This is a genomic window from Methylomonas sp. Uni0009 (assembly GCF_054188105.3).
This window is the reverse complement of the sequence record NZ_JBTAFN010000001.1, coordinates 275357-300110: the sequence shown is the minus strand read 5'-3', so window position 1 is coordinate 300110 and position 24754 is coordinate 275357. Positions and strand designations below refer to the sequence as shown.

Annotated in this window: 20 protein-coding genes; 9 read left to right on the top strand and 11 right to left on the bottom strand. The window is 53.6% G+C overall.

The features are described from left to right. Positions 1-16: 16 nt before the first annotated feature. The 3 genes from ACWAU0_RS01410 to ACWAU0_RS01400 all read right to left on the bottom strand — a co-directional run bounded on the left by ACWAU0_RS01410 (position 17) and on the right by ACWAU0_RS01400 (position 4830). Positions 17-1186, bottom strand: a complete 1170-nt coding sequence (locus ACWAU0_RS01410) for an efflux RND transporter periplasmic adaptor subunit (protein WP_458138087.1) — start codon at positions 1184-1186, stop codon at positions 17-19. 22 nt (positions 1187-1208) lie between these two features. After that, a complete protein-coding gene (locus tag ACWAU0_RS01405) occupies positions 1209-2558 on the bottom strand; it encodes a TolC family protein (RefSeq protein ID WP_033157968.1) in 1350 nt (449 codons plus the stop codon). 403 nt (positions 2559-2961) lie between these two features. Continuing rightward, positions 2962-4830 carry a sigma-54-dependent Fis family transcriptional regulator gene (locus ACWAU0_RS01400; protein ID WP_033158010.1) on the bottom strand — a complete coding sequence of 623 codons (1869 nt, stop codon included), beginning with the start codon at positions 4828-4830 and terminating at the stop codon, positions 2962-2964. A 268-nt stretch (positions 4831-5098) separates the two neighbouring features. On the opposite strand from ACWAU0_RS01400, the gene ACWAU0_RS01395 reads away from it, so the two are divergent. The 7 genes from ACWAU0_RS01395 (at position 5099) to msrQ (ending at position 10009) form a co-directional block, all read left to right on the top strand. Continuing rightward, on the top strand, positions 5099-5377 hold the full coding sequence (locus tag ACWAU0_RS01395; protein WP_033157967.1) for a BufA1 family periplasmic bufferin-type metallophore: 279 nt from the start codon (positions 5099-5101) through the stop codon (positions 5375-5377). 134 nt (positions 5378-5511) lie between these two features. Beyond that, positions 5512-6393: an MNIO family bufferin maturase gene (bufB, locus tag ACWAU0_RS01390; RefSeq protein WP_051670217.1), complete on the top strand. Its 882-nt coding sequence runs from the start codon at positions 5512-5514 to the stop codon at positions 6391-6393. Further along, a complete protein-coding gene (locus ACWAU0_RS01385) occupies positions 6377-7153 on the top strand; it encodes an HvfC/BufC N-terminal domain-containing protein (protein WP_458138086.1) in 777 nt (258 codons plus the stop codon). The genes bufB and ACWAU0_RS01385 overlap by 17 nt, the downstream gene beginning before the upstream one ends. 3 nt (positions 7154-7156) lie before the next feature. Further along, complete coding sequence (locus ACWAU0_RS01380; RefSeq protein WP_084153367.1) at positions 7157-7678, top strand: DoxX family protein; 522 nt, start codon at positions 7157-7159, stop codon at positions 7676-7678. Then, complete coding sequence (locus ACWAU0_RS01375) at positions 7675-8397, top strand: SDR family NAD(P)-dependent oxidoreductase (RefSeq protein ID WP_458138085.1); 723 nt, start codon at positions 7675-7677, stop codon at positions 8395-8397. The genes ACWAU0_RS01380 and ACWAU0_RS01375 overlap by 4 nt, the downstream gene beginning before the upstream one ends. Positions 8398-8443: 46 nt before the next feature. After that, complete coding sequence (msrP, locus tag ACWAU0_RS01370) at positions 8444-9376, top strand: protein-methionine-sulfoxide reductase catalytic subunit MsrP (protein WP_458138084.1); 933 nt, start codon at positions 8444-8446, stop codon at positions 9374-9376. 3 nt (positions 9377-9379) lie between these two features. Next, entirely contained in the window at positions 9380-10009 is a 630-nt protein-coding gene (gene msrQ, locus ACWAU0_RS01365) for a protein-methionine-sulfoxide reductase heme-binding subunit MsrQ (protein ID WP_458138083.1), read from the top strand. A 438-nt stretch (positions 10010-10447) separates the two neighbouring features. On the opposite strand, the gene ACWAU0_RS01360 is transcribed toward msrQ, so the two are convergent. The 5 genes from ACWAU0_RS01360 to ACWAU0_RS01340 form a co-directional block, all read right to left on the bottom strand. Further along, positions 10448-11149 carry a hypothetical protein gene (locus ACWAU0_RS01360; protein ID WP_225893041.1) on the bottom strand — a complete coding sequence of 234 codons (702 nt, stop codon included), beginning with the start codon at positions 11147-11149 and terminating at the stop codon, positions 10448-10450. Positions 11150-11287: 138 nt separating this feature from the next. After that, positions 11288-11593 carry a hypothetical protein gene (locus tag ACWAU0_RS01355; protein ID WP_033157960.1) on the bottom strand — a complete coding sequence of 102 codons (306 nt, stop codon included), beginning with the start codon at positions 11591-11593 and terminating at the stop codon, positions 11288-11290. 26 nt (positions 11594-11619) lie between these two features. Beyond that, the gene (gene mgtA / locus ACWAU0_RS01350; protein ID WP_458138082.1) at positions 11620-14154 is read right to left on the bottom strand and encodes a magnesium-translocating P-type ATPase; all 2535 of its coding nucleotides are present in this window, start codon (positions 14152-14154) and stop codon (positions 11620-11622) included. Positions 14155-14204: 50 nt separating this feature from the next. After that, positions 14205-14918, bottom strand: a complete 714-nt coding sequence (locus ACWAU0_RS01345) for a DUF2490 domain-containing protein (protein ID WP_101052929.1) — start codon at positions 14916-14918, stop codon at positions 14205-14207. Positions 14919-15068: 150 nt separating this feature from the next. Further along, complete coding sequence (locus tag ACWAU0_RS01340) at positions 15069-16715, bottom strand: SulP family inorganic anion transporter (protein ID WP_033157957.1); 1647 nt, start codon at positions 16713-16715, stop codon at positions 15069-15071. A gap of 326 nt (positions 16716-17041) precedes the next feature. Here ACWAU0_RS01340 and ACWAU0_RS01335 point away from each other — a divergent pair, with 326 nt between their 5' ends. Both ACWAU0_RS01335 and ACWAU0_RS01330 read left to right on the top strand, forming a co-directional pair. Then, entirely contained in the window at positions 17042-19615 is a 2574-nt protein-coding gene (locus tag ACWAU0_RS01335) for a YbcC family protein (RefSeq protein ID WP_458138081.1), read from the top strand. After that, positions 19612-21489, top strand: coding sequence for a proton-conducting transporter transmembrane domain-containing protein (locus tag ACWAU0_RS01330; protein WP_458138080.1), 1878 nt, complete (start codon positions 19612-19614; stop codon positions 21487-21489). The genes ACWAU0_RS01335 and ACWAU0_RS01330 overlap by 4 nt, the downstream gene beginning before the upstream one ends. A 469-nt stretch (positions 21490-21958) precedes the next feature. Here the strand turns inward: ACWAU0_RS01330 and ACWAU0_RS01325 are convergent, their stop codons facing one another. From ACWAU0_RS01325 to ACWAU0_RS01315, 3 genes are all read right to left on the bottom strand, one after another. Continuing rightward, entirely contained in the window at positions 21959-22426 is a 468-nt protein-coding gene (locus ACWAU0_RS01325) for a hypothetical protein (RefSeq protein WP_205453599.1), read from the bottom strand. Between the two features lie 246 nt (positions 22427-22672). After that, a complete protein-coding gene (locus tag ACWAU0_RS01320) occupies positions 22673-24400 on the bottom strand; it encodes a bifunctional protein-serine/threonine kinase/phosphatase (protein ID WP_458138079.1) in 1728 nt (575 codons plus the stop codon). A gap of 28 nt (positions 24401-24428) precedes the next feature. Further along, entirely contained in the window at positions 24429-24728 is a 300-nt protein-coding gene (locus ACWAU0_RS01315) for a hypothetical protein (RefSeq protein ID WP_458138078.1), read from the bottom strand. Between the last annotated feature and the right edge of the window lie 26 nt (positions 24729-24754).

Genomic DNA, 24754 nt, shown 5'->3' with positions numbered 1-24754 from the left:
TGTCCCGGTTATGGCGCTAGGGCTGGTGAGTACTTTCGGTTTCGACTTCTTCTTCGGCGCGCAGCATCAGCGCTCCTTCGGTTACCAACAGTTCATTGGCGTCCAGTCCTTGCGTGATGACCGCTTTGTCTTTCAAACGCAAGCCGATCTCGACCCGGCGCTGCCGGTAGCGGTTGTCGTCTAAAGCCGTGAATACATAATCGGCGTCGCCTTCGGTAAAGACGGCTGTCAATGGAATCACGAATGCTTTGTCGTCCACAGCGCTTTCCACGTTGATGGTGGCATACATACCCGGTAGCAGGCGGCCATCCGGATTGTCTAATTTGCATCTGACTTGCACGGTGCGGGTGGTTTCGTCCAGCACTTGACCGATGTACTGCACCGTCGCCGTAAAGGTCTCGCCGGGGTAGGCTGGTACCGACACCGCGACTTGCTGCCCCAGTTTGATTTTGCCGATGTTGACTTCAAACACCTCCAGCAGCACGGTCAAATGTTTGAGATCGGAAACCACAAACAAAGGCGTATCCAAATCCGGGCGTACTTCCATGCCCGGATTGACGTTGCGTTCCACGACGATGCCTGGCAGTGTCGCCCGCAGCGCGAAGCGGCCGTCGGCTTGGCGAGCGGATAAGTGCAGATTTTTCAAGCGGTCGGTAGCGCGTTGCAGGTCGCTGCGGGCGCTGCTCAAATCGCTCTGAGCCTGTTCCAGTTCCTTGCGAGAAATGGCTTTGCCGGCGTACAGTTCCTGTTGCCGATTGAAAGCGTGGCTGGCGAGAGTGGCTGCTGCTTGTGCCTTGGCGAAATCGGCTTCGGCATCCGCGACATCCGGACTGTCGAGTTCCAATAAGGTCGAACCAGTCTGCACCGGCGTGCCCAGGGCAATCGGCGTGGCGACAACCCGGCCGGCGACCGGCGAACTGATGCGCGAGGTCAGGCTTTCGTCATACACGATTTTGCCGGCCAATGGTTCCAGCAAAGGATGTTGCGCCAAAGTCAAATGCGCGGTTTTGACGTAGGCCTTTTTCGGCGAGTCGGGTGCCAGCACCACTTCGCCGGCCGGGGTGGGAGGTTTCGGTGCCTTGGGTTTGTTTTCGGCGGAGTCGGAACAAGCCGCCAGTAGCGCAGCGGCCAGTACAAAGTGGCAGCACAACGAGATTCGGGTGAAAGTTGGCATGGAAGTATTCATATCCGTTATTCGTTCAAGCCTGCTATGGTAATTGAGTAGGTGCCTGCGCCTTGTTGTTGGCGGCATTGTCGTTAGCAATTTCTTCGCCCAAGGCTTTGGCCAGATCGTAATAAGCATTGGCCCGGTTGATCATGGCCTGGCTGTAATCGCGCATCACATTTTTATAGCTGCGTTGCGCTTCGATAAAATCCAGTACGCCGGTAGCGCCCTTGCTATAGGCTAGCTCGGCGCTGTTGCGCACCGCCAGCGCATCGTCGAGTAAGCCGCTTTGAAAACGCTGCACGATTTTGTCCGCGCTGTTCCAGGTGGCTAGAGCATTGGCGACATCGTTGCGAATGCTCAGTTCGGTTTGCTCGACCGCCAGTTGGTTTTGGTTTAATGCGACCGCCGCCTTGTCCGATTGGCCTTGATATTGATCGAATACCGGGACCGGCACACTGACGCCGACAAAAAACGAATTGAGTGCGTTATTGCTGGGGTCGCGCGCATAGCCGGCATTGACGGTGACATCCGGGTATTTCAGGCGCCTGGCCAATTCCAGTTCTCTTTCGGCCTGGGCGGCCCGTTGTTTGTCGGCCAGTAAATCCGGGCGTTGTTGTAGGGCTTTGTTCATCAACTCGTCTTTGGACAGGTTTTGGCCGATGTCCTTGATGTCCGGCCATTGCTCCTTGGCTTCGAAATGCAGGCTGTCGTTCGGCCAGCGCAAGATCACCGCCAAACCGGCTTGCGCCTGTTCTACGGCGGTTTGCGCAGTATCCAGATCGGATTGCGCGCGCATCGCTTCCATTTTTACCCTTAGAAAATCGGATTCGGCTATATCGCCGCTGTTCATTCTGAGCTGGTTGGCTTTGGCAATGGTTTGGTAATGATCGACTATTTCCTGCGCCAACCAGCGGTTCTTTTGCGCCAGCAGCAGGTCGTAATAGGCGTCTTCGACCATGTTGGAAAAGATGCGCACCGCATCGCGGAAGTCGCTTTCCGCCGCCTGAGTGGCGAAGCCGCTGCTTTGGATGCGCAGGCCGCGTTTGCCAGCTACTTCAATTAGTTGGCTGAAGGAAAAATATTCGGCAGGGCCGCAGGACACGTTGACATCGTGATTGCAGCCGCTGGCATTGGAGCCCATATTGGGCCGGTTGCTGATTTCGGAAATCTGCACGCCCAGGGTCGGATTGGGCATCGCCGCGGCAATCACCGCATCGGCGCGGGATTGGTCGATGTTGTATTGCGCGGCGATCAAATCCAGGTTGCGCTGATAAAACAGCGTCAGCGCCTCGTCCAGGGATATGGGGACGTTTTGGGCGTGGACCTGGAAAGTCAGCATAGCACCCAGCAAGCCGAGTGCCGCACTGTAGATGATACGTTTAGTTTGCATGGTCTATCCCGGAGTTGAGCAATTGGTCTGCTTGGTAAGCACTCAAAGCAAGTAGTCTGCCAAAGCCAATTTGAGATCGGCAGTCCAGGAAATTCGGCTTATTTCAACCTTATTTGTCGGCGGGAATTAGGATGTTAGCGGTTCTATTGACTAGAAATGGTTTATATAAACCAATTAATGTCGGCGCGTGGCCGAAAAAATTCTAAGCCTGATATGCCTGCGCGGTCCTGAGGCACGCTAGTTGAAGCTGCGGATTGCCGGCAAGCAGGGGATAGTGAAATGTCGGAGATACCCTGGGGCAAGTTTTTTATCAGTCTTATTCAGCATTCCTGCTGATTGGGGGGCGACGCCGCCGCTCAGCCCGAAAGGCCTGAGGGATAGCGTATTCTCGAAACGGCCATCGCTAGCGATTGGTTTTGGCGATCCCCAATTTTTGCATGCGGTAACGCAGGGTACTCGGTTTTAAATTGAGGCGTTGCGCGGCACCATTGGGGCCTTCAATGACCCAGCGGGTTTGTCCCAGGACGCTGAGGATATGCTCTTTGGTTACGCTATCCAGGCTGGTGTCGCCGCCTGCTGCCACGAGTTTTAGGCCGGCGTCGGCCGTCGCGGGCAACTGTTCCGGGCCGATGTCCAATATCGGCGTATCGGTCAGAATCACGGCCCGTTCGATGATATTTTCCAGCTCGCGGATATTGCCCGGCCAACGATAGCGCTGCAAACGCTGCATAGATTGACCACTGACCCCGGTTATTTTTTTACCGATTTTCGGCGCGAATTTAGCGATCAAAAAGTTCACCAACAGCGGAATATCTTCCAGCCGTTCTCGCAGCGGCGGCGTGGTCAGCGGAAACACATTCAGACGGTAAAACAGGTCTTCGCGGAAATTCTTTTCAGCTACTTCCGTCAGCAGATCCCGGTTCGTCGCGGTAATCACCCGCACATCCATCTTGATGGGTACTTGCCCGCCCACCCGCTCGAATTCGCGTTCCTGAATCACCCGCAACAATTTGACCTGCACATCCAGCGGAATTTCGCCCACTTCATCGAGGAATAGCGTGCCGCCCTCGGCCAATTCAAAGCGGCCGATGCGTTTGTTGATAGCGCCGGTGAATGCGCCTTTTTCGTGACCGAATAATTCGCTTTCAATCAAACTGGACGGCAATGCCGCGCAATTGACTTTAATCAACGGCCGGTTTTTCCGGGGACTGGCGGCGTGAATGGCGCGGGCGATCAGTTCTTTACCGGTGCCCGATTCGCCTTGGATCAATACCGAGGCGTCGGTCTGCGCGACGCGCTGGACTTGGTTTAGTAAGGATTGCAGCGCCGGACTGCGGCCGATGATGTCGTCGAAATTATGCGTCGATTTAATTTCTTCCTGTAAATACAGGTTTTGCGCTTGCAGCCTGGCCTGTTCCCGTTCCATCAACACCTGTTCGGTAATGTCGATAAACATGGTGCGCATGTATTGCCGGCTGGGGTCGAGTTTGGACCACCACTGTATCCAAATCGGCTGATCGTTATCCCTGCGGCGCAATTCCAGCACGACACCATCGTTATTCGTGCCGTCTTCGATGGACTTGAGCGCCAACTGCAAGCGTTGTTGCGCTTCGGGCGTGTCGGGTACGAAGGAACTACCAATTAGACCCGGCACTTGTTCCGGCGTGATGCCCAGGATGCGCATGGCGGCCTGGTTGGCGGCCTGGAAGCGGGTATCGGTGTCCTCGTGCACATAAGCAATCGGCGCTTCGTCGAACAAATCCTTATAGCGCTGTTCGCTCTGTTGCCGCAGTTCTTCTACCCGAATCCGGTTCAGCTCCGCCGCCGCCCTGGCCGCGAAAATCTTGAAGGTGTAGAGCAAGCGGGGTTCTTCGGGCATTGCCCGTTCGTCGAATATCGCCAGGTGGCCGAGGATCTGGCCGTCGGCGTCTTGCAAGGGCACGCCGAGATAACTTTCTATGCCTTCTTCCTTGGGGAAGATTTTCGCCAAGTCCGACGGGTAATGGCACAACTTGCCGGCCAGCACATCGACGCAGGGGGTGCCGGCCAGTTCCCATTCCTGATTGTCTATAAATTGACCGTGCTCCCAGAAGGCCAAGGATCGTATCCGGGTTTTGTCGCTGGTGAATTCGGCGATAAAGCCGTTCGCTACTCCAATGGCCGTGCACAGACTACGCACCAGCGATCTTAAAAAATCCTTGCCGGTGGTTTGCACGGTGCCTTCCACCAGCGCCCGCAGTATGGCCAGTTCCGACGAGTCGACAGTTTGCATGAGTGAAATGGTCCGGTTGCTTGCATTGAATAGCATTCTAACCAGCGGCCGCCACAACACCAAGCCGCAACTATTCGCGGCAGCCACAACTATTGGTGGATTTTCGGCGATTGGGATACGGCTTGAATTTGCTTGGTAATTTATAAGTGTTTGTTTTTATTTGCATGTTTTATTTTAAAGCGTTTTGGCATGCCGCTTGCCATTAGTTAAGCGTCTGCCGGGAAATCGGTGGACTCCACTAAATCATTTAACGACTAGGAAAAGACTGATGAAAAACGTAAACACTGTTGTATCGACCGCCATGGCTTCTTTGATTTTATTAGGGGTGTCAGGCTTGCCATCGCTAGCCTTTGCCGCCGACAAAAAAGATATGGAGAAATGTTACGGCGTAGCCAAAGCCGGCAAAAACGACTGCAAAACGCTGTCTAATGCCTGTGCCGGACATTCCACCGCCGATAATCAAAAAGATGCCTTTATCGCCGTGCCTGCCGGCACTTGCGAGCGCATCGTCGGCGGCAGTATGGAAGCGCCCGCGGACATGAAATAACGGCACAGGCGCCGGTTACTAGGCCGCGCGAACCGTTAAAGAGCGCAGTCATGCCGGCAGCGATTGCCGGCATCCCACTCACAAGGTTCTGCGCTGTTTAGACGACACCCTTTCACCATTAAATCGAGTACCACATGACTCTCACGAAGCCACTCGCTAAACAGGTATCAGTGAGCTCGGCGATTCCGGCGCAAGCCGGAATCGGCCTTCGCTCCCAGCATCACCGGGATGCCCTAAACCAACCCATTCGGCCTGCGTGGTTGGAAGTCCATAGCGAAAACTACTTCGGCAACGGCGGTATTCCGTTACGCGACTTGGAAGCCATCCGAGTCGATTATCCGATCAGCTTGCATGGGGTTGGTATGTCGCTGGGTTCTGTTGACCCGTTGAATCGGCAACACTTACGGCAACTGCGCGATCTGATTCAGCGGATCGAACCGGGGCTGGTGTCCGAGCATTTAAGCTGGAGTGCCTTTGGCGGCAGGTACTTGAACGATCTGCTGCCTTTACCCTATACCGATGAGACGTTGGCCCATTTAGTTGCGCGCATCTCGCAGGCACAAGATTATTTAGGCAGACCGCTGTTGATCGAGAATCCTTCCAGTTATTTGGAATACGGCTTTTCCAGCTATACGGAAAGCGAATTTCTCAACGAACTAGCCCGGCGTTGCGGCTGCGGGATTTTGTTGGACGTGAACAACCTTTACGTGTCTTGCGTAAATCACGGTTGGCAGGCGGCAGATTATTTAAGTGCCATAGCAGCGGACAAGGTCGGGGAAATTCATTTGGCCGGGCATACCGTTAATCAATTCGGCGAGCAGAGCATTCTGATCGACACCCATAACGCGCCGGTCAGCGATGCGGTCTGGCAACTCTATCAAACAGCCATACAGCGTTTCGGTTGCCGTCCGACCTTGATCGAATGGGATGCCGATCTGCCGCCCTGGCCGGTGTTGGTGGCGGAAGCCGCAAAAGCCGACAGGTTTATGGAGCAGGCTTATGCACAGGCTGCGTGAGTTACAACGGGATTTTTCCCGCTTCGTGTTGCAAGAATCCCAACAGTTGCCGGCGGGCGTTAAGTCGAAGGGCCTGAGTGCCGAGCAACGGCTGGCCATTTATCGAAACAATACCCGGCTTGGTTTAACGGCGGCCTTGCGCAACAGCTATCCGGTCGTGAACCGTCTGGTCGGCGAGGGCTTTTTTGCCGGGCTGGCTGCTGCTTACATCAAAAGCTACCCGCCGCAATCGGCTTGCCTGTTGACATTTGGCGCGCATTTTTCCGAGCTGATAAGCGGGTTTGCCGCCGCGCAAAGCTTGGCTTATTTAGCCGATGTCGCCAAGCTGGAGTGGCTGTGGCACGAAGCCTATCACGCTGCCGATGCGCCGATACTGTCCGCTACAGCGTTGGCGCAGATCGATCCCGCTGCCTACGGCCGCTTGGTTTTCAGGCTGCATCCCAGCGCACGCTTCATCGCCTCGGACTATCCGATAGCCAGGATCTGGGCCAGTAACCAGGCCGATGACGCCGGCCGGGAATACATCGATTTGCGTAACGGGGCTTGTTGCTTGTTGCTGTACCGTCCGGGTCGGCAAGTCGAAATCGATAGTCTGGATCAAGCGGAATATCAATTTCTATGGTTGTTGGCTATTGGCACGACGCTAAGCGGAACAGTCGAGACCGTGCTTACTGATCACCCCGATGCGAACGTGCCCACCCTGTTGCAACGCTGCTTGCTTAAAGGCCTGTTAACCGATTTTTATTTTGCGGATGCCTAACACATGCATACACACATCATTGCCAAATTATTAGCGCCGTTTTATCGGCCGCAAAGCTGGGGCCGTCGCTACGGCCTGTTACTGGGCAGTTTGACTCCGTTGAGCAGTTTGCTGCTGCGCTGCTGGGTTGCTTATGCGTTCTGGGTTTCCGGACTGCTGAAACTCCAAAGCTGGGACAGCACCTTATATCTCTTCGAAAACGAATACGCCGTGCCGCTATTGCCTGCCGGGCTGGCGGCGGTGCTGGCCACCGCAGTCGAGCTTATCGGTCCTGCCTTACTGGCACTGGGTCTTTGCGGGCGCACCGCGGCAATAGTGCTGTTTCTATTCAATATCGTCGCGGTGATTTCCTACCCGGATTTGGGCAGTGCCGGCATTGAGCAGCATAAACAATGGGGCGTCATGTTGTTGGTTTGTTGCTTGCAAGGGCCGGGCGGACTGTCGCTCGATGTCTGGATAAGCCGCTACTTGTTCCCAGTGAATGTTGGCGCAGTCAGGTCGGCATTAAAACGGGAGAATGCGTGAACGTCCCGAACGGCGGAGCGCCGCTATCGGGGCAAACCGCGTTGGTGGTTCGCGGCGATTGTGGTATCGGCGCGGTGGTGGCGGAGGCGTATGCCGCTGCCGGTGCCAAGGTGTTGATCAATTATCTGCACGAAAGCGCGGCAGCGGACCGCATTGCCCAGCGGATTCGGGCTAAGCAGGGACAAGCCATGATATTTCAAGCCGATCTTAGCCGGGAAAGCCAAGTTAACAGTATGTTCGATGTACTCGCCGTCTATTGGGGCGGCTTGAATACATTAGTGACGAATGCCGATCTGGCGCTTGCTATGCCGACTGGTGGTATAGATCCGGAGCAATGGCGGGAAATTTTGCGGCAAAATCTGGTCGAGCAATTTTTATGCGTCAGACAGGCGCTGAAAGAGTTTGCCGGACGCGGCGGGCAAACGGCTATAGCATTGGCACCGACCAAAATCATCTGCGTATCCACTTTCCTGGGCGGCCCAGGCGATAACGCGCAACCCTACTATGCAGTCTGTAAGGCCGACATGGCCGGATTATGCAAGGCTTGGGTTAGTGCGCGTGGTCAAGAAAATGCGGACAGCCCTGTCGGTCCACTCACTGCAAAACGCTTGACTGAAATTTGGAACGGTCAGTCGGCGCCGGACTCGATAGCGCTGGTGTCACCCGATCCAGAGCAAATAGCAAAAACCGCCGTCGGCTTGGCTGTACGCGCAGCTTAAGTCCGCTGGCGAATTACCGTAATTAATAGAGCAGAGGCTCATCGACATGAAACCCTATAAACCACCCGCTATCCCTTCCTCGGAAATCACGCCGCAAGCCCTGTTCCAGGTACGGCGAAAATTTATACAAACGGCAGGCGGTGCCGCGCTGGCGGCCGTGTGGCCGCAGACACTATGGGCGATGGATAATTTAGGCGGGCTTGGAAAATCTAAATACAGCGTGACGGATGAACTCACACCTCGGCAGGCTGTTACCGAATACAACAACTTTTATGAGTTCGGCACCGGCAAAGATCAGCCGGCCATCAATGCCGGCAGCCTGCAAACCCGGCCTTGGACTATTACGGTAGAAGGCGAAGTGAAAAAATCCAAGGTGTTTGATATTGACGAGTTACTGAAAATGGCGGCGCTGGAAGAGCGGGTTTATCGCCTGCGCTGCGTGGAAGCCTGGTCGATGGTGGTGCCTTGGCTCGGCTATTCGCTGGCGGAATTGCTCAAGCGGGTGGAGCCGACCGGCAATGCCAAGTTTGTCGAATTTGTCAGCCTGCACGATCCGGCCCAAATGCCGGGACAAAAGGCCGCAGTGCTGGATTGGCCCTACCGCGAAGGTTTGCGGATGGACGAAGCCATGCATCCTTTGACGTTGTTGACCTTTGGTTTGTACGGGGAAGTGTTGCCCAAGCAAAACGGCGCGCCGGTCCGCATCGTCATGCCATGGAAATACGGGTTTAAAAGTGCCAAATCCATCGTCAAAATCCGGCTGGTTGAGCAGCAACCTCTGACCAGTTGGATGAAAGCCGGGCCGGGTGAATACGGCTTTTACGCCAACGTTAATCCCGAGGTCGATCATCCGCGTTGGAGCCAAGCCAAGGAGCGGCGCATCGGCGAGTTTCTGAAACGCAAAACCCTGATGTTCAACGGCTACGCCGACGAAGTGGCGGCACTGTACGCCGGCATGGACTTGCAGCGGAATTTTTAAGCCATGACGATCAAAAATCTCGACAACCGTGTGCTGCTTTGGGTGAAAGCGGCCGTATTTCTGACGGCTTTGCTGCCGTTCGCCAAATTGGCCGTCGCCGCTTATGCGGATGAGTTGGGCGCCAATCCCATTGAAAAAATGACCCACGTTACCGGGTTTTGGGCTTTGAGTTTTTTGCTGATCACTTTGGCGGTCACCCCGCTGCGGCGTCTGTCGGGCTGCTTATGGCTGATGCGCTTGCGGCGCATGTTGGGTTTGTTTGCGTTTTTTTATGCGTCGTTGCACTTTGCGACCTATTTGGTTTTGGACCAATATTTCGATTGGCAGGCAATCGCTAAAGACATCCTGAAACGGCCTTACATTACTATCGGCTTTAGCGCATTTGTGGTGCTGATTCCGCTGGCATTGACTTCAAATGACGCCATTATCCGCCGCCTGGGCGGCAAACGCTGGCGGGCATTACATCGCTTAACTTATCCGTGCGCGATTGCCGGCGTGGTGCATTTCGGCTGGCTGGTGAAAAAAGATCTAAGCAGACCTATGATGTTTGCGCTTGTACTGGCTTTGCTGCTGGGTATGCGCGTAGCTTACCGCTTGGCCGGTAACCGGACTGCACATCAAAAGGCTGTTTAGCGGGTCTTGAAGGCATGTGTTACACCAGTAATGAGTGACACTATTTGCAGGTTTGAAGCGTTGGGATTGACCCGCAGAAGAAGGCGGTTGGTTAAACGTCCAAATGACCTTTAATGAATAACAAGCTGAATCTGCGTTTGTGGACATAAGCTGGATTGAATGATAATGAAACCCAGCTTGGCACGGAAACCCTTAAATGACTTGCTGTTAGGTATATCGACGAATCAAGCAACGCTCGTCGCTATAGCAAGCGCCACCGTCCAATGTTATTAACCCGGCCCTTAAATACCTTTTATCCTGAGTTTATAGAAGGGTGCGCCAAATCAGGCTTCGACCAGCTCAGCCCGAACGGAATATCGGTGATAAATAGGACCGGGTTAATAGTGACGCCATGCTGTTACTGCCGGGACATTTAAAGGGCATGGCGCTTATTCTGATTTACGGTAAGGTGCAAGTGCCGTTGCCGCCGTCTCTAATGTAGTAGTCGGTGGAAACCGTGCCATTGGCTGCCGAGATTACGTTCAAACCCGCCCCCAAAAACACGGGTACTGATTTTCGGGTGGTTCCGTTCAATTGGGTTAACGGCGTGCCATTGACAGATACGTTTAATAGGTAGCTGCCATTATCGAACAGGTTGACGAAGTACTGGGAATTACCGCTAGCCGGGTTTAAGGCACAGCCTGGGGTGACGGTGGTATAAGATTTTCTACTGGCAGCGTATTCGAGAACGCCGTCAGCGCTGAAAGTGTTAGCTGACGTATCGGGTAGATCGCAGAAGCCCGGTTGTACGGTGAAGGCGTAGGTATCAGCTGTTCTACTAGACAGGGTGACCACAACAGAGTTATTACCATCAACAAGCCAGACAGCGACATCGGGTTGCGACGCGGTAACTTTGGTCACAATTCCGCCATTGAGGGTAATCGTGGCCTTATCTTTTGACCTTGGGTTGAAGAGGCCGGTTTGAACGGTTGCCGCTTGCAGGCCGGTGGCTGGATTTACCGCACACTGAACCATAGACGAGGCAAAGGTTTTTCCGCTTGGGCCGATTTGAATAGTCGTTGCAGCCTGAACCCTAGGGATTGCAGATAAGACCGAGAGAATTGCCAATAGCTGTATTGACAAGCTTTTTATCGTTTTCATATTCCAAATGCCTTTAGATTAATTAGAGCGGTCTAAATTACTATTTGGCGATGAATTGAATGTTAATTCCACATTAGGGTTAAGTTAAATTTCGCTTCGAAGCGAGTCTGCCGCATTCGCAGGGAAAGCGAAAATCAATCATACAATTTCGAAAGAAAAAATGAGGGCAATGACAGTCATCGACACCAGCCCAATGATAAAAAGCACTTCCGCCCAGCGTTCCAAACCTATGGTTGAGCGCTCCAGCCGAATCGATAAGAACGATAGCAACGCACTGATGGTGAATAGCAAACTGTCTATTGCCAACGCCTTGTCGATCACGTAACCGACCATGCCTGAAGGCTGACTTTTGACGATGCTGATGACCATAATGCAAACACCTACCATCGTGGCCGAATTGGGCAAAATGTGGTGGGAAAGGTCGTTATTGAGAGCGTGTTTCATTGAATATTTTTTAAGGACTATGGCGGCTATAGGTTTACGTGGCGATAGAAAATCCGTTTCGCCAATTCTGCAGTCAGGATGTAAAGCAATACGATCAAACTCAGCCAGCCGATAATCGCCGCCGGCAGCGGTTGAAAGCCTATGAACGGCGCCAAAGGCGTATAAGGCAATGCCGATGTCAGTGCGACGATGGTGGCGGTGGTGATCATCAAATACTTGCCCGGGCGATTGCTGAATAAGCTGTTTTGGCTGCGCACCACGAACACGATCAGCGCAGCGGAAATCACCGATTCGCAAAACCAGCCGGTGCGAAATTGCTCCACCGGCACTTGCAGCCATAACAGCACGCCGAAGGTCAGGTAATCGAACACCGAGCTGATAATGCCGAAAATAATCATGAATTTACGGATAAAGCCTATATCCCAGCGGTGCGGTTTGCCGAGCATTTCCGGATCGACGTTGTCGGAAGCGATGGTCATTTCCGGAAAATCGGTCAGCAGATTGGTTAGCAAGATTTGCTTGGGGAGTAGCGGCAGAAAGGGCAAAAACAGCGAAGCGCCGGCCATGCTGAACATATTGCCGAAGTTGGCGCTGGTGGCCATGAACACATACTTAAGGGTGTTGGCAAAGGTCGTGCGGCCTTCGCGTATCCCCGCCAGCAATACCCGCAGATTTTTTTCCAGCAACACGATTTGCGCGGTTTGCTTGGCGACGTCGGCGGCGCTGTCCACCGAAATCCCCACATCCGCAGCATGCAGCGCCGAGACATCGTTAATGCCGTCGCCCATGTAACCGACCACGAAGCCGGCTTTCTTTAAAGCAACGATGATGCGCTCTTTCTGATTAGGTTCGATTTCGGCGAACAAATTGACCTGCGCAACCCGATGAATCAGGGCTGTTTCACTCATCCCGGCCAGATCGATACCGGTCAAAATGGCCGGGGAGTTTAAGCCCAACTGAACTGCCACGGTTTCCGCCACCAAACGGTTATCGCCGGTGATGATTTTCAAAGTCACGCCCTGTTCGCGTAACAGGCTTATCGTTTCCACGCAGTCGGCTTTCGGCGGGTCGAAGAAGGTCAAAAAACCCAGGAAGCGCAAGCCGGTTTCGTCGTTCTTGGCAAATTTTGTCTTACCGGGCATTGGTTTGTAAGCGATGCCCAGGGTCCTAAAACCCTGGCCGCTATATTCCCGGTAGCGTTGCTGAATGGCATCGTAAACGCCGTCGATTGCCTGCAGCTCGCCGTTGGCGTTTTCCACCGTGTCGCAAATTTCCAGGATATTGTTCAACGCACCTTTGCAGATCATCAAGGTTTCGCCTTGATCTTGTACCAGCATGCTGAGCCGCTTGCGATGGAAGTCGTAAGGGATTTCGTCGAGTTTGCCGTTTTCGGCGACAGCATAAGTTTTGAATTGGCGGATGGCCTGATCGATGGGATTGTTGAAGCCGGTTTCGAATATGGAATTAAGATAAGCGTAGCGCGCCACTTTATCACTGGTCTGGCCGCCAATATCCAGTGTGTCTTTCAGTTGCACCGTGCCCTCGGTCAGCGTGCCGGTCTTGTCGGAACACAACACGTTCATGCTGCCGAAGTTTTCAATGGCGGCCAGTTGTTTAACGATGACCTTTTGCTCGGCCATGCGTTTGGCGCCGTGCGCCAGATTGATGCTGATCACCGCCGGTAACAGCTGCGGCGTCAAGCCGACCGCCAGGGCCAGCGCGAACAGAAACGAGTCCATGATCGGTTTGTCCAGATAGACGTTGATTGCAAAGATCATGATGACCAGGATCAACGTGACTTCCATCAGTAGATAGCCGAAGCGGCGCACGCCGTGCTCGAATTCGGTTTCCGGCGCTTTCAGTTTGATGCGTTCGGAGAGTTTGCCAAATTCGCTGCCGGAACCGGTCGCGACCGCCAGGGCCGTGGCGCTGCCGCTTTGTACGTGCGAGCCCATCCACAGGCAGTTTTGGCGTTGGCTGAGACCGGTGTTGATCGGTAATTCGGTAACGTATTTTTCCGCGGGGTAGCTTTCGCCGGTGAGAATGGCTTCGTCGACGAACAAGTTGTCGGAACTTAGCAGCCGACAATCGGCCGGAATCACGTCGCCAGCCCGCAACTGCACGATGTCGCCGGGGACGATTTGTTCGGCGGGCAATTCTTGGAAAGTGCCGTCACGCAACACGGCGACCCGGATTTGCACCATCGCCAGTAAGTTGCTGACCGCGTCGGCGGCGCCTTTTTCCTGCCAAAAGCCCAACAGCGCGCTCATCAGAATAATGCTCAGGATGATCAGCGCATCGAGTTTGTCGTGTAGGTAAAAGGACAGGCCGGTGGCAAACAGCAGGATCAGAATAATCGAACTTTTGAATTGCCCGAAAAATAAGCTGATAGTGCTGGGCGGTTTGTGATTCTGTAAACGGTTATCGCCATACTGTTTTAGCCGCGATACGGATTCCTGCCGGGTCAGACCGTGTTCATCGGCTTGCAACTGCTGGAATAGTGCCTGGATCGGGTGATGCCAAAATGCTTTTACTTGTTTGGGGATAGCTTTGATGGGCATCTGCGACCTCGATAATTGTTGGAGCGGCGCTGGTGTTTAAAGCCCGCTGCTTAAAAATTAACAAACACCGACGCCATCCCCAAATGCCGCATCGTCGCCGCGCTGTGATTGGCGTTATCGAGATATTGGTTCATATAGCCCAGTTCGGTTCTAACGTTTTTGTTGAAGCTCCAGCCGAAGCCGGCAAACGCCCGATTTTGATCAAATCCGGACTTGCCGCCGAAGGTGGTGGAATTGACCCGGTAAAAGGCTTCATCCCAAGCAATCAGGCTAAAGCGCGGTTCGAACTCAAGCGGATGCATGAATTTGATCATTTGCCGGGGACGTTCGCGTAATTGGCTGCCATTTAAAAAGTTGGTTTCCCACATGGTCCGGAAGGTAAAAGTGCCGATCTCCGTGGGCAATACATACCGAAATGCCGGCCAAATATCCTGTTGCGAGACATAAGATTTACCGATGTTTTGAGTCGGTAGCCAAGTGTAACCGGCCCAGATTGTGGCGCGGTCGCTCAGGGAATAACCCACAGCGGTGCGGGCCATGCCTTGGTACCAATGGCCCCAATCGCCATCGAAGCGCGATTGGCCCTCTACCCAGACCCGGCCGTTTTTCAAGCTCGGATCGATAAAGCTCATGCTGCCTTCGGCCACGGCTTGTAACCAGGCACCGGAGTCTTCAAGTAATTCAGTAGCGTTTACAGCGGTCGAAATAGCCAGTAGCGAGCATACGCAGCAGGAATACCATAATGTTCGCGATAGTGTGTGCATGACGATTCTCCAAAATTTAAGCAAAAGCGTCTGTATCTCCCGGTGTTATCGGGAGAGGAACGGGCTTTTGGCGGGGTTGTTAAGGTGTGGTGCCGAGGACGGCTGGGGCGTCACGCGACTGCTGTTGCCGTCGCGTGCGCCTGAGCCGGGTCAGAGTGCAATTTTGCGCCGCGCCGCGAGATGGTGGTCGGAATAGCTTTCGTGATCGTCCAAGCCGACAATTTGGCAACGGCCGCCGGCTTGGTTGTAATCTTCGGCAAAATGGTGGATGAATTCCATGACCGTATGGTCGATTAAATTGGCTTCGGTCAAATCAAAAAATACGGTTTTGCGTTGCGGAAAATCGGCCAGCAAGCTTTTCAAGGTGATGAAGTTGGAAAACACCGCCGCGCCGGATACCGCAATGTGATGGGTATCGGCATCGGTTTGACGCACATGAAAAGCCATCGAAAAGGCGTTGCGCAGCTTGAGGCCACGGCTGACATGAATCGCCAGTTCCACGCCGATGCCGATTGCCACGCCAACCAGCAAGTCGGTCGCCAACACACCGAGAATCGTGATGACGAAGACGGCAAAATTATCCACACCTACGGCCAGGGTTTTCGCAAATTCTTTGGGTGAAGCCAAGCGAAAACCGGTGAACACTAACAGGGCAGCCAGAGCCGACAATGGGATTTCGTGAATCAGTTTGGGAAACAGCGCCACGAAGATCAGCAGAAATAATCCATGAAAGAAGTTGGCCCAACCGGTTTTCGCACCGTTGTTGATGTTGGCGGAGCTACGGACAATCTCGGCGATCATCGGTAAACCGCCGCACATGCCGGCAATCACGTTGCCGATACCGACTGCGGTTAAATCGCGATTCAGGTTGGAGCTGCGCTTATACGGGTCCAGTTTGTCCACGGCCGAGGCGCTTAGCAGGCTTTCCAAACTGCCCACCAGCCAGATGGTTAATACCGCCAGCCAGAATTCGCCGGTGGCGATTTTGGAAAAGTCGGGCAGATAAAAGCCGGCCAGAAAATGTTCCGGTACCGCTACCAAAAATGACGGGCCGACGCTGAATTCATGGTGCGGCAGAATCGCGGCATCCGGCAAAAACAGGTATTGGTGGATATGGTCCAAATCAAAATACTGACCCAAGGCTAAGCCGAGTAATACCACCAGCAGCGGGGCGGGGATCATTTTTAAAGTGGGATGTTTGATCACTGACCAAAGTATCAACAGCAACAAGCCGAGCAAGCCGATCAGCGAGACTTCCGGATTCATGTCCATCAGCGAGTGCGGGATTTCGGCGATGGTCCCCAACAGGCTTTTCGCTTCCGGTTTAACCCCCAGCAAGGTATGAATCTGCTTAGCCATGATGATGATGCCGATGGCGGCCAGCATGCCGTGTACCACGGATGAGGGGAAAAAGGCACTGAGCTTACCGGCCTTGAACACGCCCAGCAGCACTTGCAACACGCTGGCGATAACGATGGCGGCGAGAGTGTAACGATAACCGGCCATCGCATCGCCTTGTCCCAAGGATTGTACGGCATCAACGATCACCACGATCAAACCGGCCGCCGGACCGTTGATCGTGACATACGAGCCATTGATTCGGGAAACCACCACGCCGCCGATAATCGCGGTGATGATGCCGGACATGGGCGGAAAGCCCGACGCCATGGCGATACCCAGGCACAAAGGCAGGGCAATCAAAAATACTAAAAACCCGGATAGCAGATCGCTACGCCAGTTTTCGATTAAACCGGGGAGCCCGGATTTAGGCAAGGTGGCCGAAGAGGATGTGGTCATGGTCTTTCTCAAGTAGCCTAGGAAAACCAAAGTGCAGCGAGAAACATGCCAGTTTTGCATGAACTGCGTCAGTGCAGATATATCAAGGGTTGTGGACGTGCTTGCCCGGAAAATGGTTGTCGATTTGATGGATTGGCCTGGTTGATTCGTCAGCTTCAACCAATTGGGTGGTTTATTTGCACCGATGGGGCTTAGCTTGGGGTTTAAATAATAAGCTGGAAACGTTGATATGCCAGGGTTTAGGGATTTGGCACGCACTATGCTGTGTGAAGCATAAGAGGCTGTTGGCCTCAACTTCTGTTTGACTAGCGAGGTTTAAGTTACAGATGTCTGCTTCCGCCCATCACAATATTCACAAAGCTGCGTTCGATCTCAATGCGGCTATCGACCACATCGCCCATTGGCTGCCCAGCCAGGGGCCGATCAAGGATTTTATTCACCACAACACCTTGCATGCCGTGCAGGATTATCCGTTTCACGAAGGGGTGGCGGTGGCGGCGCAGATATATGGCGCGAAAAGCTATTTGCCTTTGGCCGATTACTTGAAACGCTATGACGAAGGCCGGATCAGCGATCAAGCGCTGGAATGGGCGATTGCTCAGGCCAATTGCAGTGTCTATCAAGAGCAGTCGTTGCGGGCATCTTTGTTTGAGCCGGATGATCATAGCCACTATCCGCCGCAGTCGTTGGCTAACCACGGTATCCGCACTGCTTGGCTCAATCACCTGGAAATCGACTTGAATGGGATGGTGCATCCGGTGATGTTCAGATTGTTAAGTAACTTTCTGGATCAGGGCATCAGCCGTTGGGCCATGCCGAAACCGGACGAGCGCTTCTGGGATTGCGTGTTACGTTTGGTGCAAAACAGCCTGTTACCTCTGTATCCGTTTCATCAGCCGGTGGTGCGGCAAATGCTGGACACCGGGCCGGACCAGGTGATTTTGAATTGTTTAAGCAAAATCGTCGGTGACGAAACCTTATACGGCCAATATCTGTTGGAAGTATTGCTGGCCCATCCTGGTTGGTCGGGGATGGTGCGGATTATCGAAACCCAGCCGAATGTGTTGCTGGCGCCACGGGCTATTTCGCTGAAAGAATTGTTAGCGGTGGAACTGGCGTGCGAGTTGGCGTTTATCGATAAAAAGCACGGACATCGGTTTTTACAGATCGCCCAGCTACCGAATTTACACGCTATTCCGTTACTGGAGCGCGATGCCACCCAGCCGCAGGTACCGCTGAAAATGCGGGTGTGGCACGAGGCAATGGAATGGTCCCTGCATTCTGAATTGCTCATAGCCTTGCGCGAGCAAGCGCCCATTAACCCGTCAGCGGAGCAAGCGCCCAAAGTACAGGCGCTATTTTGCATAGACGATAGGGAATGTTCGCTGCGCCGCTATCTGGAAGAAATGGATCCGGGTATCGAAACCTTCGGCGCACCGGGATTTTTTGGTATCGATTTTCTCTACCAAGGCTTGGACGATGCGTATCCGGTGGCCCAGTGTCCGGTGGTGATTAAACCCAAGCATCTCATTTTGGAGTCCACCGATACGCCAAAAGCCGACAAAGCCGAGAAGGGCGAGTCGCTGTCGACCCTGCATTTTGGCGCGCATTCCATGTTGCGTGGTTGGCTGTATACGCAAACCTTGGGCTTGGCCTACGCCTTAAGACTGGGCTGGAGTGTGTTGCGCCCCGGTGGCCAGTTGCCGGGCATCCAAAGCTTGAGCGAAGTGGAGGCGCATGGTCATTTACATCTATTGCGGGAGAGCGACGAACCGAATGAGGACGGCTACCTGCTGGGGTTTTCGTTGATGGAAATGGCGGATAGGGTGAGCGGTTTGTTGCGCAATATCGGCCTGACTAAGCAGTTCGCGCCCTTGATTGTGGTGGTGGCCCACGGCTCCAGCAGCGTCAACAATCCGCATTTCGCCGCTTACGATTGCGGTGCTTGCTCCGGTAAGCCCGGCGCGCCCAATGCGCGGGCCTTTGCCTGGATGGCTAATCATCCACAGGTTCGCGATATTTTGCGGGAGCGGGGGATAGACATTCCTGCCCGTACTTATTTTGTCCCTGCTTTGCACAACACCAGCCGTGACGAGATCACATACTTCGATCAGCAACAGCTGGATAAAGCCGCGCGTCACGAGTTTCACAGTTTCCAACACAGCATGCAGCATGCCTTGCAGCGCAACGCGCGCGAACGCTGTCGCTGGTTTGAGTTGGGGCCAAAATCTCATAGCAACGCCGAAGCGCATAGTCATGTGGTGGCGCGGGCCTCGTCGATTTTCGAGCCGCGTCCGGAATTGAATCATTCCAATAATCTGTATTGTGTGGTGGGGCGGCGCGATTTGACCCGGCATCTATTCTTGGATAGAAGGGCGTTTTTGCAATCCTACGATCCCAACAGCGATAGCGACGGCTCAATCTTAGTGAAAGTGTTGTCAGCGGTCATTCCCGTGTGCGGCGGTATCAATCTGGAGTACCTGTTTTCGCGCATCGACAATTCCGTCTACGGTGCCGGCACCAAACTGCCGCATAACGTGATCGGCTTGCTGGGTGTGGCGAATGGTGTCGAGGGGGATTTACGCACTGGCTTGCCGTCGCAAATGGTCGAGGTCCACGAGCCGGCGCGCTTGTTAATGGTCGTGGAGCAAACGACCGCGATTGCCGATCAGGCCATTGCTATGTTGGGCGGCTGGCGGGAATGGCTGGACAACGAGTGGATACGCCTGGTGGCTTGCGATCCGGTGAGCCGCGCCCTGTATTTGCACAGCAGCGATGGCTGGAAAGTGGCCGAACCCGCGGCTGGCAGACCGTTGCCGGTTGCCAGCCATTCGGAAAAAATTATTGTCGGACAAACCCGGACTATTCCGGTCCACGCATTAGAAAGGAGACAGGCGTGAGTGCTTTATTATTGGCGTGTGTATTATTGCCATTGCTTGGATTTTTGCTGATTTTTTTCAGCCCGGACAACGAACATCGAATTGCCGCGATTAGTCTGTGGATGACCCGAATCAAAGGGGTGGCTGTGCTAGGTTTACTGGCTGCATGGGCCGCCCATGGCTTTGCCAACTTTGAATATCAATGGCTGGTGTTGTATCAACACGACGATTACCAATTCCCTTTGCTGTTTTTTCTGGATCGAGTCGGCGCCGTGTATTTATTTGTGGTGTGGGCGGTGTTCTCGGCCATTGTCAAATATTGCCGGGTTTATTTGCACCGCGAAGCGGGCTACAAACGCTTCTTTCAGGCCATTTTTGGGTTTGCCTTTGGGTTGAACCTGATCGTGCTGTCCGGCAGTATCGATATGCTGTTTGCGGGTTGGGAGATCGTCGGCATCTCCTCATTCTTGCTGATTGCCTTTTACCGGCATCGGCCGCAGCCCGTGCGCAATGCCTTACGCGCTTACACGATTTATCGGTTTTGCGATGTCGGGCTACTGGTAGGGACCTGGATGAGCCATCTGCTGTTTCACGAAAGCCAGCATTTTAGCCAGTTGTTGACCATGTTCGATGCCAACAATATTCCGCCCGCCGGCTATGCCTCCTTGGCCATTTTATCCTGGCTGATTATTTTGGCTGCTTCCGGTAAGTCAGCGCAGTTTCCTTTCAGTTTCTGGCTGCCCCGAGCCATGGAAGGGCCGACGCCATCCAGCGCGATTTTCTATGGGGCGCTATCGATTCATCTGGGTGTGTTTTTGTTATTGCGGACCATGCCGATCTGGAGTTATCACTACCTGCCGCGCTTGATCGTATTCAGTATTGGCGCGTTGACGGTGTTTGTTGCCACCTTGGCGGAGAAAACCCAGTCCAATATCAAAGGCCAAGTGGCTTACGCCTCCATCGCGCAAGTAGGGATTATGTTCGTCGAATTGGCATTGGGTCTGGAAGACTTGGTGTTGCTGCACTTTATGGGTAATGCGTTTTTGCGCTGTTATCAACTGCTGGTGTCGCCGTCCATCGTGGCCCACTTGCTGCGGGTGGAAGGTAATGTGGATAGCGATTTTTATATTAAAAACAATGAACAACTGATGTTTTTGCCGGCGTCGATTCGCGATTCCTTGCCTGACGTATTGCAAAATACCTTGTATGTCTTTGCCTTGCAGGAAGGGCAGTTGGAATTGTTGGTGAAGAAGATTTTGTGGGAACCGCTGAAAAACCTGGGCCGGCAATTGAACGGGGTGAGTCTGTGGATCAAAATTTTGGCGGGCCTCGCGCTGTTGGCGATCATTGGCATCGCCGCTTCCGGCGTCAGCAGCGTGGCCAGAATCTATTTGTCCATGCCGATCTCCCTGGCGATGGCGGTCGTGTCTTTAAGCGCATTCAGTAACAAACGCAGCCCGTTTCAGGTTTGGCACAGTGTGGCCTTGAGCAGCATCTTGGCGGGTGTGGCCGTGTGGCTGATGGTGCCTGCCGCTTGGTACGACGTAGCCTTGTTCTTCAGCGGCATCATTCCCTCCTGGGCTTTGGGTATTGTGACGCTTAGCGTTTTGCTGAGACATTACCATTTCGCCGACGAACCTTTTGTATTTCGCGCCTTTGCCGAAACCCGTCCCGGTTGGTCGCTGATGCTATTTTTGAGTTTCTTAGGTCTGGTGGGCTTTCCCATCACGCCGGCATTTTTAGGCGAGGATTTACTCTTGTCGCATGCCAGCAGCCAACATCCCTGGTTTGCCGCGCCGATTACCGTGTCCTTTGTGATCAACGGTATCGCCATCGCCAGAGTGTATTTAAGGCTTTGCATGGGGCGGCCGGTGGAGCTAAGAGGGGCGGTTTGAGGTTTGTTGGTTCTCAACATTTACGAAGGTGGACCGACGAGAGTGGTCAGAACTGGGCTGTTGGGCTTCCTTCCTTTCTGTCTGTCCGGTTCGGAGCCTATAACGCTCGATCAAATGCTAATTGCATATCAGATGTAGGGTATGCACTGCGTACCATTTAATGGCTTTTTTGGCAGCCAAAAGGTACGCGGTGCGTACCCTACCGGGCTTCGGCTTTAGTGATCGCAGTGGAATGGATAGCCTCTGAGATTGCAAGTCCGGGGTAGGTTTTGTGTAGCCTTGATGCAGCGTTAGCGGAATCGAGGGTGTCGGCCATCCATCATCAGACTAACATAGGCAAATTTTAAGGGTGGTGGCCTTCGAACCCTCGATTTCATCGAGGCTACTGACTGACTTGGAAAGACCCACTGCGCGCTAACCTAGAGCTAACCGGCGCGGGCGACCAGAGGGAGCGAGTTTGAGAGCCGGGTTAGCGATTATCGTCACCCATTCCGTTCATATCCAGCCACTTGGTGCTTTTGCTGTCAATTGACAGGTTGCTATCAAGCCAAACTTCAGCTTCCCAGAACTGTCTGTCATACCACTTCATGTAGGCCCTTGATGCGTCCTTTATCAGATGAAGCAGCCTTGTTCTTTGGTACTCTGGGATCGCCTGAGTAGATGAAACACGCTGAAGTTGCCAAGATGCTGAGCTAGGGCCAACGTGACCTGATGTCCGTAAGCTCAGCGCAACCGAGTCGACAAAAAAGAGCCATTCAAAGGAAGCGATACCGTGTGCGACGTCCTCTTTCGATAGCAGATACAACACCGAATTTGACTGAGCATCGACCCATCTCGTATTTCGCTCTCCTTTCTCGGTGATCAAGGCTCGAGCGTGCTCGTGCTCTGATACGAAGCTGCTGACAGTCGATGCCAGTGATTCTGAAACGAATGCCATGAATGTCTTATGGATGAACGCTAACTATTGATTATCAGGCAATTTTGCCTGCCTATTGATGTGCCACTGACTTTATCAGGTAGGGGTTTTATGTCAAGCCCGCTCCGATTGGCGATGCGCATGGAGGACGATGGCTTTGAAATGTGCGATTACGCAAGCTAACAGTATCTACATTTCGAATGCCAGCAGGAACAGACCACGACATGCACACCAATTGCCAGCCGTTCATTCTTTTTATGCAGGCCATTATTTCCGGCTCAGCAAGAATAGTAAAACCACGCTGATCAGGAAGAACAGCACTGTCGTACTTTTCCAGAACAACAGTGGATTGCGTTCTATAAGCGGAATCTTGTCCTCCGTTTTCAGAAATTGCGGGTTGGGGGTGGAAAGGTCGTGCAGGAATTCGGACAATTCGTCGTAGCGGGATCGTGGCGAAACGGTCGTGGCCTTTTTCAAGGCACCGTCTATCCAGATCGGCACCATTTCGTTGCGGCGGATGCTGGGGATGTAAACCAGGCGCTCGAGATTGTGGCGATTGGGTTTTTCCGGCATGTTGGCGAATGGCAGGCTGCCGTTGAGCATTTCGTAACAGATGACGCCCAACGAGAACAAATCCGATTTCACCGTGCCGGTTTGCCCCAGGTGATATTCCGGCGCGGTGTAGTTCAGTGTGCCGAGAATATTCTCGGTCTGATGCCGGTCAAGCGGGGTGATCTCGGCGATACCGGCGATTTTCACCGAACCGAAATCGATGATCTTAACGCTGCCTTGGTTGGTGATCATGATGTTTTCCGGCTTCAAATCCTGATGCAGCATTTCCATGCGATGAAAGGCGCGTAGCCCTTTGGCGATTTGTTCGATCAGGGCGCGAACCCGTTTGATCTCCGGCTTGGGGTTCTGACTGATCCATTCTCTTAAGGTTTGCCCCTCGATAAATTCGGTCACATAGTAAAGACAGCTTTTGGCGCGGTCGGATTCGAGTACCGTCAAGACGTTGGGATGGTTAAGGCGTTTGCCGGCCCATTCTTCGTGCAAAAAATGCTCGATATAATGGGTGTCGTCGTTATACAGCACCGATGGCGTTTTCAAAATCACCCGGCGCTCATGCAGCGTATCGAAGGCTTGGTAAATTTGCGTGCGTTTGCTGGCATGCAATTCCGCTTCGATTCGGTAGCCATCCAGCAGCATGCCGGGTGACAGCGGCGGCGGGAAGGGCAAATGCCCATGGTGCCGCAATATTTCGTCTTCGCGCAGCTGCGGCAAGTCGTCGATACGAACAAGCTGGCAGGTTACATTATCGTCGCTGCCGTTAGCCAAGGCGGTTGTTACTAAGATTTCGGCAAGGGTTTGCAGATCGGAACCCTGCGAGAGCAGATTTTTAAGGTGGTGTTCGCTAATAAAATCGTGGAGCCCGTCCGAAGTCATTATGAACAAGTCGTTTTTTTCGACGGTCAGCGATTTGTAATCGACCTCCAAATGCGGCTCGATACCCATCGCCCGATTCAGATAGCTTTTGTCGTTGGACACCCAAAGCCTGTGGTCGCGCGTGAGTTGCTCCAAGCCATGTTGCCGCCATAAATAAATCCGCGAATCACCAACGTGCAGAATATGGGCGGTGTTGGATTTAAGTACCAGCACACTGAGTGTGCTCACCATGCCTTTAACCGAGGCATAGCGGATTTGTCCCTGGCTGTGCAGCCAGGAGTTGGTGGCAGAGAGGATTTTTTGGCCGGCCTTGGCTACCGACCAGGAATCCGGCGTGCTGTAATAATCTTCCAAAAACGCGGTAATGCAGCAATGGCTGGCTTCCTTGCCGGCTTCACTGCCGCTCATGCCGTCCGCAATGCCCGCCACGATGCCTTTTAGGGTGAGTTGCGGTTCCTCGGGGACGACAGCCCCCCAGCAATCTTCGTTTTCGGGTTTCACACCTTTGTCGCTGTGCGAACCGAGCTTGACTGATAAGGTTTTGCCCATAGTCTGCGGATAACGGATGTTGCGCGGCTTAGCAGGCGCGGTAATGGCGCAATTCCGCCAGGCGCTGTTCCAGTTTAGTCATCAGCAAAGCTTGGTGATGGCGCAGTAACACCGAGTCGCTGGGGCGCGGGGGCAGGGTGGCTTCGATTTCGTGGTGGACCAGGGAAATGACATGCCGCCTCAGAACGGCATCTTCAGGCAAGAAGTGGTTGATTTTGGCCTGGGCGAGCTGCTGATCCGCGTGGCGTTCGCCGCCGGATGCCTGGCAAACGCCGCGCCAGCAAACGATTAAAGTCAAGGCTAGGACGGCTAATAATGCTTCGATCATGGGTATTCCTCTAAATAACTCAATAT

Bases quoted from the DNA above. Each gene is read 5' to 3' on its own strand.
- msrP (WP_458138084.1), top strand. From the start codon at position 8,444: ATGAAACCCTATAAACCACCCGCTATCCCTTCCTCGGAAATCACGCCG.
- msrQ (WP_458138083.1), top strand. From the start codon at position 9,380: ATGACGATCAAAAATCTCGACAACCGTGTGCTGCTTTGGGTGAAAGCG.
- ACWAU0_RS01395 (WP_033157967.1), top strand. From the start codon at position 5,099: ATGAAAAACGTAAACACTGTTGTATCGACCGCCATGGCTTCTTTGATT.
- bufB (WP_051670217.1), top strand. From the start codon at position 5,512: ATGACTCTCACGAAGCCACTCGCTAAACAGGTATCAGTGAGCTCGGCG.
- ACWAU0_RS01410 (WP_458138087.1), bottom strand. From the start codon at position 1,186: ATGAATACTTCCATGCCAACTTTCACCCGAATCTCGTTGTGCTGCCAC.
- ACWAU0_RS01355 (WP_033157960.1), bottom strand. From the start codon at position 11,593: ATGAAACACGCTCTCAATAACGACCTTTCCCACCACATTTTGCCCAAT.
- mgtA (WP_458138082.1), bottom strand. From the start codon at position 14,154: ATGCCCATCAAAGCTATCCCCAAACAAGTAAAAGCATTTTGGCATCAC.
- ACWAU0_RS01315 (WP_458138078.1), bottom strand. From the start codon at position 24,728: ATGATCGAAGCATTATTAGCCGTCCTAGCCTTGACTTTAATCGTTTGC.
- ACWAU0_RS01405 (WP_033157968.1), bottom strand. From the start codon at position 2,558: ATGCAAACTAAACGTATCATCTACAGTGCGGCACTCGGCTTGCTGGGT.
- ACWAU0_RS01325 (WP_205453599.1), bottom strand. From the start codon at position 22,426: ATGGCATTCGTTTCAGAATCACTGGCATCGACTGTCAGCAGCTTCGTA.
- ACWAU0_RS01360 (WP_225893041.1), bottom strand. From the start codon at position 11,149: ATGAAAACGATAAAAAGCTTGTCAATACAGCTATTGGCAATTCTCTCG.
- ACWAU0_RS01345 (WP_101052929.1), bottom strand. From the start codon at position 14,918: ATGCACACACTATCGCGAACATTATGGTATTCCTGCTGCGTATGCTCG.
- ACWAU0_RS01380 (WP_084153367.1), top strand. From the start codon at position 7,157: ATGCATACACACATCATTGCCAAATTATTAGCGCCGTTTTATCGGCCG.
- ACWAU0_RS01400 (WP_033158010.1), bottom strand. From the start codon at position 4,830: ATGCAAACTGTCGACTCGTCGGAACTGGCCATACTGCGGGCGCTGGTG.
- ACWAU0_RS01335 (WP_458138081.1), top strand. From the start codon at position 17,042: ATGTCTGCTTCCGCCCATCACAATATTCACAAAGCTGCGTTCGATCTC.
- ACWAU0_RS01340 (WP_033157957.1), bottom strand. From the start codon at position 16,715: ATGACCACATCCTCTTCGGCCACCTTGCCTAAATCCGGGCTCCCCGGT.
- ACWAU0_RS01385 (WP_458138086.1), top strand. From the start codon at position 6,377: ATGCACAGGCTGCGTGAGTTACAACGGGATTTTTCCCGCTTCGTGTTG.
- ACWAU0_RS01320 (WP_458138079.1), bottom strand. From the start codon at position 24,400: ATGGGCAAAACCTTATCAGTCAAGCTCGGTTCGCACAGCGACAAAGGT.